The organism is Cytophagia bacterium CHB2, from assembly GCA_030263535.1.
Lineage (GTDB): Bacteria > Zhuqueibacterota > Zhuqueibacteria > Zhuqueibacterales > Zhuqueibacteraceae > Coneutiohabitans.
In genome coordinates this window covers 1-9876 of the sequence record SZPB01000243.1, presented here as the reverse complement: position 1 = coordinate 9876, position 9876 = coordinate 1, and the positions used below count along the sequence as shown (strand labels likewise).

Here is a 9876-nt window from a genome sequence, read left to right as displayed (position 1 = left end):
ATTGTGCTCGAAGACTATGCTGCGATCCTGCCGCAACGCGCGGCTGAGTTGCAGCAACTGATTCAAGCGGGAAAGATTTCCATCGGACCGTGGTACATTTTGCCGGACGAGTATCTGGTCTCCGGCGAATCCACCGTGCGCAATTTGCTCATCGGTAAAAAAGTGGGCGCGGCCTATGGCCCGGTGATGCCGGTGGGGTATATTCCAGACTCCTTCAGTCACCTCGCCATGATGCCGGCCATTTTGCGCGGCTTCGAGATGGACACGGCAATTGTCTATCGCGGTTTCGGCGGAGAACCGGGACAGGAAAAATCCGAGTACCGCTGGGTCGCGCCGGAAGGCTCCGAAGTGTTGATGATTCACCTGCCGCCCAACGGTTATGGCGATGCGTATATCGGCGAAAACAATGATAAGGCCTTTCGCCGCAAAGCGCGCGAACTGCAAGAGATTCTCGACCCGCGCGCCACCACCCCGCATCGTTTGTGCATGAACGGCGGCGACCATCATTTTCCCGAGCCGTATTTACCGCAAGCGTTGCACGTGATGACCGCACTGGGCCAAGGCGAATTCATCCACAGTAGCATCCCGGCTTATGCGGCAGCGGTGAAGAACCATTTGCGCGAGCATCAAATTGAGCTGGGGCAAGTCGAGGGCGAATTGCACTGGGGCTTTCGCTACGCTTTTGCCGTGCAATCGGGCGTGTATTCCTCGCGCATGTACCTCAAACAGGCGAATCATGCCGCGGAGAAAATGCTGACGCGCTACGCCGAGCCGCTGACCATGTGGGCCACCTTGGCGGGCCGGCAACAGCTTTTTGCCATGCTGGAACATGGCTGGAAACTCCTCCTGCAAAATCATCCGCATGATTCAATCTGCGGCTGCAGCATCGATGCCGTGCATCGCGAAATGATGACGCGCTTCGAAAAAGTGCAGCAAGTGGGCGAAGCGATCATCGACAAGTCCGTGCGCCAGCTTCATCCCGATGCCTGGGAAGGCCACGAGAGTGTTTTGGTTTTCAATCCGCAGATGCGCAATACCAGCCAGGTGGCGGCCGCGTCGGTGGAATTCTTCCGGCAAAAAATCGTGGTGGGATTGAATCCAACTGTGCGTGTCAAAAAACCGCTGCCGCTCATTTCCGGTTTCTGTTTGCGCGATGAAAAGGGTAATGAAGTGCCCTATCAAATCTTGCAGCATGAACCCGAAGGCCATGGCTTGCGCTATAGCGACTATTCCTATCCTTCCAAGCGACTCACCGAACGCTTTCACGTATTGGTTGATGCGGCGCAGGTTCCCGGCCTGGGGTTCGCGCGCTACCGTGTGGAATTGCAAAAAAGCATGCCGGTTTATCACAGCAGCTTGCGCGCGCAGGAGAACTTTCTGGAAAATGATTATCTGCGCGTAGAGGTGCAGGGCAATGGCGCCATCAATTTGCTGGACAAGCGCACCGGCGAACACTTCTCCGGCCTGCATGTGTTCGAAGATGGCGGCGATGCCGGCGATGAATACAATTATTCTTATCCCCGCAAGGATGCCATTTTCACTTCGCAGGACGCTGCCGCAACCGTGACTCTCGTGGAAACCGGACCTCTGCGCGCCACGCTCGCGATCGCCCTCACGCTTTCTCTGCCTGAAGGCTTGATGGATTCGCGCCGAAGCAGAGCGCGCCGCCGCGTACAACTGCCGATTCGCACGCGCGTGAGTCTATATCACAACCAGCCGTGGGTGGAATTTCAGACGACGGTGGAAAACACTGCAAAAGATCATCGCTTGCGCGTGTTGTTTCCTTCGGGATTTCGCACGAACATCAGTTATGCCGACAGTCAATTTGGCCTCACGCGGCGCGAGCATCATGCCGTCAATCCTGCTGAATTCAAAATCGAAGTGCCGACGGCCGTGCACCCCATGCAGCGCGGTGTGACCATTCTGGAGGGCGAACGGGGATTGACGATTGCCACAGCCGGGATGCCAGAGTATGAATTAAAAGCGGAAGAACCGGGTACGCTCGCGATCACATTATTGCGTTGCGTAGCGCGGCTGTCCGGCGGCGATCTGCTCACACGGCCCGGCGGTGAAGCGGGCTGGATCACCTACACGCCCGAAGCGCAATGTCCGGGCACGCATACTTTTCGTTACGCGATCATTCCGCACACGGCCTCGCAGTTCGAAGCGTACGGCTATGTCAACGAACAGTTGGAGAATTTTCATCTGCCTTTTTTGGCCATGCGCCGAGGCGGCGAGCCGGCGGTTGATCTCGCGCCATTCGGCATGGCGCTTTCGCCCTCGTCACTCGTGCTCTCCGCGTGCAAACCGGCGGAGGATGAGCAAGGATTCATTTTGCGAATATATAATCCCACCGCTGTCAGCGTGCCGGGCGAATTGGTTTCAGCGTGTGCGCTGCGCTCGGTTTGGCTGACCCAACTCAACGAGCGCGATGTGCAGGAATTGCAGGTTGAAGCGGGCAAGCGCGTGCGGTTTGAAGTTGGGCCCAGGAAAATCCTGTCCTTGAGATTGAAGTTCGTTGTCCGCTTGTAGTCGCGCCTTCAGGCGCTCACCCTTAATTGAGAATCACGCCTTGAAGGTTCTGCCATCTCTTGCATGCAGTTAAGAAATTTCGATCCAGCCCCAGAAGGGGCTACTACAAACAAACGAAACAACCATGACTCCCAAACATTCTGAACATTATGCTCGCGCGACCGCGCGCATGCCGTGGGCCACGCAAACCAATGCCAAACGCTGGCGGCCGGAGTACGGCGAATTCATGCCACCGTTCATCAAACGCGGACAAGGCTGTCGCATCTGGGACTTGGACGATCGCGAGTATATCGATTTTCGCTGCGCTCTGGGTCCGATTATTTTGGGATATCGCTATCCCGAGGTCGAAGCCGCGGTGCGGGCGCAGATGGAAAACGGCGTGCTGTTCAGTATGGCCAGTCCGCTCGAATTGGACGTGGCGGAGGCATTCTGTCAGAACGTGCCTTGGGTGGAACAAATCCGCTTCATGAAAACCGGCGCCGACGCCTGCACAAGTTGTGTGCGTCTGGCGCGCGCGTATACCGGCCGGGAGCACATTCTCACGATTGGTTATCATGGCTATCACGACTGGTCGGCCTTAAACTGGCCCAATCCCGGCGTGCCGCGGGTGTTGAACGAGTATGTGCATGAAATCAAATACGGTGATCGCGAGGCCGTCGAGCGCGTTTTCAATGAACACGGCCGTGAGCTGGCGGGCGCGATCACGGTGCCTTATGAATGGAACGAGGATACCGGCGAAGAATTTCTCGCGTTGCTGCGCCAGAAATGTGATCAGTACGGTGCTTTGTTGATCTTTGATGAAGTGCTCACCGGCTTTCGCCTGGCACGTGGCGGGGCGCAGGAATACTACGGCATTACGCCGGATCTCGCGGCGTTTGCGAAAGCCATGGCCAACGGTTATCCGGTTTCAGCATTTGCCGGCAAACGCGAGTTCATGCAAACGCTCGAAAAGACGATCATCACGACGACCTATGCCGGCGAAACGCTTTCGCTGGCGGCCAGCAAAGCCACGATGGCAATCATGCGCACACAACCGGTGCATGATCACATCAACAAAATGGGAAAGCGCTTGCGTGATGGTTTTCAGGAAATCATCAAGGAAAACGGGCTGCCGGCGCATGCGGCCGGGGTTGCGGCTGCGCCGTACATTCAGTTCGAAGGCGCCGGCGAAGCGGAGAACATGCAATGGCAAAGCCGCTTGTTCGCGCAAGTGTTCAAACGCGGTGTTTTTCCGAGCGACCGTTGGTTCATCAACTTTTCGCATCAGCCGGGCGATATCGACCAGGCTTTGGAAAAAGTGCGGGAGGCCGCGCGCGCGATCTGCTGAAATTTTCAAATCGCTCTGTGCGTCATGCCATTCAGCAGGCATCTTGTGTGGCACTCGGCTGTGTGCAAGGTGCTTCACAAGATCTCTTCTGGATGACAGCCGGTGTTTTTTGTGGGAGGATCCCGGCGACAAACCGCAACTCAAAAAAACCTGCCAACGGATTGAAACAACCCAGCAGATGAAAAAACTCGTTATCAGTTGGGTTGTTTCTATCCGCTGGAGGAAAATGCTGCTTTGAGAACAACGATTTCACTCTAAAGAGACCAAGACCCGAATGCAGTAATGAACAGCTCCATGAATCAAGATTCAAATCCCCTCATCAATTCTAAACCATGACCATCACTGACATTCGTTACTTCGACAGCTTCGCTGCCATTGGCCGGCGCGCGGGCAAAGATCCTGAAGCGCCATGGACCACCGCGCAGTTGCTCGACGAGATGCAACGTTGCTGTGTGCACGGTGCTTTGGTGTATGCGCATCAAGCCAAGGAAGTACATCCGGAAGTCGGCAATCCCCTGGTGCTTGCCGAATGCCGCAAGCATCCGCGGCTGTATCCCTGCTGGGTGGCGCTGCCGCATCACTCGGGTGAGTTTCCGCATCCTCACGATTTATTGCCTGAAATGGAACGCCAGGGTGTGCGTGCCTTGAAGACCTTTCCGCGCTTCTACAGACACGCAGTTGATCATGGCACGCTGGGTGAACTTCTCGCGGCCATGCAGGAAACACAGACACTGCTCATCGTCGATCGCGGCGAATATGGCCCGGCTGTGCAAATCGAATGGCAGGAAGTCGCATGGATTTGCGAAAATTTCCCCCGCCTGCCTTTCTTGCTGCACAGCGTGCGCTGGGAAGCCACCCGCATGCTTCTTCCATTGGCTGATCGCTTTCCGAATTTGTATTTCGAATTCTCCAACTATCAGGGCAATCGCATGCTGGAATTTTGGTGCAAGCGCATTGGCCATAAACGATTGTTGTTCGGCTCAGAAGCGTTGGAGAAAAGCATCGGTGCGGCGCGCGCTTATGTAGATTATTCCGAGCTTGACGATGAACAACGCCGCGCCATTGCCGGTGGAAACTTGCAGCGGCTGTTGCGCCTGCCCGAGCTTCCGCCGGAATATCCGGCACACCAGCCGCAAGACGGCATCATCGCAAAGGCATTGCAGGGTCAGCCCATTACCGACTCTATTGTGATCGATGCGCATGCACACATGGGCCAGCGCGGCACGCGCGGCGCGGCCATGGTGGTGATGAATGAATGCGATGGCAAGGGCGTAGTCGAGCGCAATCGCAGGCTTGGTGTGAAAAAAACCTGCATCAGCGCATGGACGGCGATTTGGACGGACTACGAATTGGGCAACGACGACACGCGACAAGCAATGATCGAATTCCCTGAAGAAATTGTCGGCTATGCCGCGCTCGATCCCAACTATGTCACGGATTGGGAGAAAGAGCTGCGCTATTATTATGAAAAATGCGGTTTTCGCGGGATGAAGCCGTATTTTCCGCGCATGGGCGCGCCCTACAATGATCCGCGTTACACGCCCTGGTGGGAATACGGCAACGCGCATCATTTGTTCGCGCTCATGCACCCATCCGACAACTTCAAACAAGAGATGCCAGACTTGGCAAAGCGCTATCCGCATGTCAATTTCATTTTGGCGCATTCCGGCTGGACCTGGCCGGTGGCGCGGCATCATGTGGCGCTGGCGAAGGAATTTCCCAACTGTTTCTTGGAAATCACGTTCACCTCGGTCACCAACGGCACGATCGAATACATGGTGCGCGAGTTAGGCTCCGAGCGCGTGCTCTACGGTTCGGATGCGCCGATGCGCGATCCGTTTCCGCAATTCGGCTGGGTGGCGTATGCAAATATTTCAGAAGAAGACAAGCGCAACATTCTCGGCAGGAATATGCAACGGATTTTGGAGCAAGTGACGTTGGCGTAGCCCTCTGGCCCTGTCATTCAATAGGAATCTTATCATGTTCTTGGCTGGGTGCATGGTGCGTCACAAGCTCCCTGCGGGATGACAGAAGTCCGGGCAGCATTAAAGAGTAATCTATCATCAAACCGGAGGCGCTCTTGGTACAACTTCTTTGGGGAAAATACGAGCAACTGCGTCCGGCGCAAATTGAAGCGATTCGCGCGCGGGCGCCCATCGCCTATTTGCCCTGGGGCGCGTTGGAATGGCACAGCTATCACGCGCCGATTGGCCTGGATGGCATCAAAGCGCAGGGGCTTTGTGAGGCGCTTGCCAAAGAAACCGGTGGTGTGGTTTTGCCGGCGGTGTACGCCGGCACAGACACCATCAAACCCTACAAAGGCTTTCATCACACCATTGAGCACGCCACTGAAACCGTGACCAAGTTGTGTTTGGAGTTTCTTGAGCAGCTTGCCGACGAAGATTTCAAAGTGATCGTGCTCATCACCGGGCATTACGGCGAGGGTCATGTGAAAGCCATTCAAGCCGCTGCCGAGGCCTTTCGCGAGCGCCACCCGCAAGTTGGTTTGTGGGCAATGCCGGATTCGGAGCCGCTCGAAGGCGCATTTCCCAAAAATCATGCAGCGCGCGGTGAAACTTCCTTTCAACTTCTCTTCAAACCGGAGTTGGTCGATTTGAGCCTGTTGCCTGCGAAGCGCGCGGCGACGCTCGATGAGGACGGCGTGTGGGGCGAAGATCCCCGACGGGCCAGCAGCGCCGAGGGTGCAGAAATGCTGCAGGTGTTTTTGAAAAACGCGGCGCCGAAAATCCAAAAGCTACTCGAGGAATACTCGCGATGAAATACCGCACTTTGGGACGCACAGGTTTGCGCTGCAGCGAGATCGGCCTGGGAACGTGGGCTTTTGCCTCTCAGATTTACGGAACCGTAACGGAGCGTGAGGCGCTGAACACAATTGCCGCAGCGCTTGACAGCGGCATCAACTTCTTTGATACTGCACCGTTGTACGGCACGGCAACGCGCGATGGCGTCGCCGAGGAAATTCTGGGCAGAGGCCTGGGGGCAAAACGCAATGACGTTATCATCTCCAGCAAATTCGGCCGGAATGCCACCGAGGGCAACCTTCCCAATTTTCACGGCAAACGGGCGCGCACTTCAGTGGAAGAAAGCTTGCGACGCCTGCAGCGCGATCATCTCGACGTGCTGTTCTTTCACTCCCCGTTCAGCGCGGAAGAAATTCACGATGACGTGTGGGAGGCGCTGGACCAGCTCAAAGGCGAAGGCAAAATTCGCTTTGTCGGGCATTCGATTTCCAAATTTGAAGACACGCAACAAATGGCGCGCGCCTGGGCGGCGGAGAGAAGGATCGATGTCATTCAAGTCGTGTACAGCCTGATGAATCGCGAAGCACGCCAGCTCATCCGCGATTTGGGCCGCGAAAACCTCGGTATCATAGCGCGCGAATCGCTGGCAAACGGCTTTCTCTCCGGCACGATCACGCGTGACACCGTTTTCCCGCCGCAGAGCCTGAACGCCCGATACTCGCGCGAGGAAATTGCGGCGCGGGTGGATTACACCGAACGTCTTCACTTTCTCATGCGCGGCGATATTGACACGCTGCCCCAGGCCGCGCTGCGCTGGGTGTTGGATCATGCGGAGATTTCACTCGTGCTCTCCGGCGCCAGCAAGCCCGATGAGATTCTGGATTGCGCCGCCGCCTCTGAGGCGGCGCCTTATGCCGCTGAAGAAATGCAACAGGCAAATGACATTCACACACGCGATTTTCAGGCCGCGTGATGCCAATCCCGCCGGCGCGTGAGTACTATTCAAAAAGAATTTGGCGATGTACTCACACACTGGCCAGGGCGCCACGATTTTCATTTACGGTGTAGTCACGAAACTCAAACACCGAAGCAACCAATCGAGGAAAATCCATGAACTCTTCTCCATCCCCAACAATCAGCAGCAAATCCCATTTCGATCACGAAGGTTACAGCATCTTCCGCAACGTGCTCGATGCGGATTTGGTTGGCGAGGCCCGGCAGCATGTCGATTGGCTCTTGCAAAAGAACCCGGAGACGCGTCCGGAGCAGCTTCATCATTTCTTGATGACCGACGATCCGTTTTGGGTGAGACTCATCAGTGATGATCGCCTGCTCGATGTTGCGGAGCAGTTCATCGGACCGAACATTGCGCTTTTTGCGTCACACTATATTTGCAAAAGGCCTTATGACGGGCAGGCAGTGCTGTGGCATCAAGATGGTACGTATTGGCCGTTAGAGCCAATGGAAGTGGTTACGCTTTGGCTGGCAATTGACAACACTGATGCGGAGAACGGCTGCATGCGCGTGCTGCCGCGCACGCAAAACATGCGGCTGCTTACCCCGGAGGAACTCGTTCAACAAAACGACGGCACAAACGTGCTGGGTTCTGGCATCGATCCGGCGCAGATCGATGAAAGCCAAGCGGTTGATGTCCTGCTGGCTGCCGGCGATGTTTCCGTGCATCATCCCAACGTCATTCATGGCTCCAATGCCAACACCTCCAGCCGCTGGCGCCGCGGCTTGACGATACGATATATTCCCGCAAGCACGCGCATTCTCTCGGAGAAAAAACACCCCAGCGCTTTCATGTTGCGCGGTGAAGCGGTGCGCGGTGTGAATGAGTATAATCCGTGGCCGAAATATGTCGCAGGCAGGCACATGCCGTTTGGCGACTGGCAGGCGTGGAATCAGAAATGTGAATTGCAGAACCGGAAATATCGAAACGGCGCGTAACGAATCCGTGCGAGCATCCCTACGCGCCTCTTTTCAGCTTCCCAACAAGATGCGGCGGTGAGTCCTTTTAGTGCTCGTGTTTTGCCATTTTCGCGGAATGGTAGCCGGCATTGAGACGGAATTGGCGCGGCGAAAGCGAGGTATAGCGTTTGAAAATGCGGTAAAAGTGCGCGAGATCGTTGAAGCCCGAGGAGAAACAAATGGAAATGATTTCTTGATCGGTTTCCGCCAGCAGGCGCTTGCCGATCCGCGGCGGCCCGACGATCAGGGTGGCATGGCCGAATTGCCCGGCGTCCAGCGCCGAGCACGCCTGATCGCAGGGTGATCCGGCACAACCGCATACCCCCGGTCGCGACGTTCGCGCTACCCCGCGCCGGCTCCGCCGTCGTCCGGTTTCACCATGGGCAGCCCCGCCCGATACCAGCCGATCGTGCCCCCCAGGACGTTGACCACATCGTAACCCGCCCGCTTGAGTTGTCGCGCGGCGATGGGGCTGCGGTGGCTTGACCGGCAAATCGTCAATATTTTCCGGTCGCGCGGCAATGTGTTCATGCGGCGGCCGAGTTCGTTCAGCGGGATTAACACCGCCCCCGGCACAGTGCCCGACCGCGTCTCCATCTCGGTGCTCGAGCGGACACCCATCGTGGCCTGGTGGGTGGGGGACCAGGGGTACCTGGTGGATGTCGAGGGCGTCGTCCTGGGGCTCACGACCGCGATCGATGGCTCCGAGCTGGGCGACGGGCTGGCCGCCGACGGTTCCGCCGTGCCGGTCATGCGCAAGGGCGAGTGGGTTTCGGCGTAGGCCTGCCCAATCGAGGCGATCAGGCCGACAGAACCGCGTCCGCGGCGGCGAGCCCGGACAGATAGGCGCCGTGCGTCGTGGCGAAATAGTCAGCCGAGGTCGCCTCGCCGGCGAAGAACAGCCGACCGTCGACCGGTTCGGCGAGCGCCCGGCGCATCGCGCCGTCGCTGCCGACCGCGTTGAACGAATAGGCGCCGCGCGCGAACGGATCGGCCGCCCAGCGCGTGACGATCGCGCCCGCCGGAGCCGGCACCTTCTTCCCGAACATGGCGCGCAACGCCCCCAGCGCCGCATCGACTAGGGCGCCGTCGTCGAGCGCAGCGAGAGCGCGCGCCGGCGCGCCGCCTTGGAAGCCGACCAGCACCGGCGTGCCCGTGGCGCGCGCCAGGCTCAGCCACTCGGCCCACTCGCCGCGCCGGCCGGAGACGAACTCGACCCAGTCCACGTCGACCGGCCAGAACGGTCTTTCGAAGCGCAGGCAGCATTTCTCGATGACGCCG

At 57.5% G+C, this 9876-nt stretch carries 9 protein-coding genes; 6 read left to right on the top strand and 3 right to left on the bottom strand.

Features of this window, described 5'->3' with window-relative positions:
- The 6 genes from FBQ85_20410 to FBQ85_20385 all read left to right on the top strand — a co-directional run.
- Nucleotides 1-2532, top strand: a 2532-nt coding sequence (locus FBQ85_20410; protein MDL1877500.1) for a hypothetical protein, incomplete at its 5' end; no start/stop codon positions are given.
- Between the two features lie 124 nt (nucleotides 2533-2656).
- Complete coding sequence (locus FBQ85_20405; GenBank protein ID MDL1877499.1) at nucleotides 2657-3859, top strand: aminotransferase class III-fold pyridoxal phosphate-dependent enzyme; 1203 nt, start codon at nucleotides 2657-2659, stop codon at nucleotides 3857-3859.
- 332 nt (nucleotides 3860-4191) lie between these two features.
- On the top strand, nucleotides 4192-5805 hold the full coding sequence (locus FBQ85_20400) for a hypothetical protein (protein MDL1877498.1): 1614 nt from the start codon (nucleotides 4192-4194) through the stop codon (nucleotides 5803-5805).
- A gap of 113 nt (nucleotides 5806-5918) precedes the next feature.
- Nucleotides 5919-6638, top strand: coding sequence for a creatininase family protein (locus FBQ85_20395; protein MDL1877497.1), 720 nt, complete (start codon nucleotides 5919-5921; stop codon nucleotides 6636-6638).
- Nucleotides 6635-7594 carry an aldo/keto reductase gene (locus FBQ85_20390; protein ID MDL1877496.1) on the top strand — a complete coding sequence of 320 codons (960 nt, stop codon included), beginning with the start codon at nucleotides 6635-6637 and terminating at the stop codon, nucleotides 7592-7594. The genes FBQ85_20395 and FBQ85_20390 overlap by 4 nt, the downstream gene beginning before the upstream one ends.
- Before the next feature lie 137 nt (nucleotides 7595-7731).
- Complete coding sequence (locus FBQ85_20385; GenBank protein ID MDL1877495.1) at nucleotides 7732-8574, top strand: phytanoyl-CoA dioxygenase family protein; 843 nt, start codon at nucleotides 7732-7734, stop codon at nucleotides 8572-8574.
- 67 nt (nucleotides 8575-8641) lie between these two features.
- Here the strand turns inward: FBQ85_20385 and FBQ85_20380 are convergent, their stop codons facing one another.
- The 3 genes from FBQ85_20380 to FBQ85_20370 all read right to left on the bottom strand — a co-directional run.
- On the bottom strand, nucleotides 8642-9097 hold the full coding sequence (locus tag FBQ85_20380) for a helix-turn-helix domain-containing protein (protein MDL1877494.1): 456 nt from the start codon (nucleotides 9095-9097) through the stop codon (nucleotides 8642-8644).
- Entirely contained in the window at nucleotides 8938-9348 is a 411-nt protein-coding gene (locus tag FBQ85_20375) for a rhodanese-like domain-containing protein (GenBank protein MDL1877493.1), read from the bottom strand. The genes FBQ85_20380 and FBQ85_20375 overlap by 160 nt, the downstream gene beginning before the upstream one ends.
- Nucleotides 9349-9395: 47 nt before the next feature.
- On the bottom strand, nucleotides 9396-9876 hold a 481-nt coding region (locus FBQ85_20370), incomplete at its 5' end, for an FAD-dependent oxidoreductase (GenBank protein MDL1877492.1).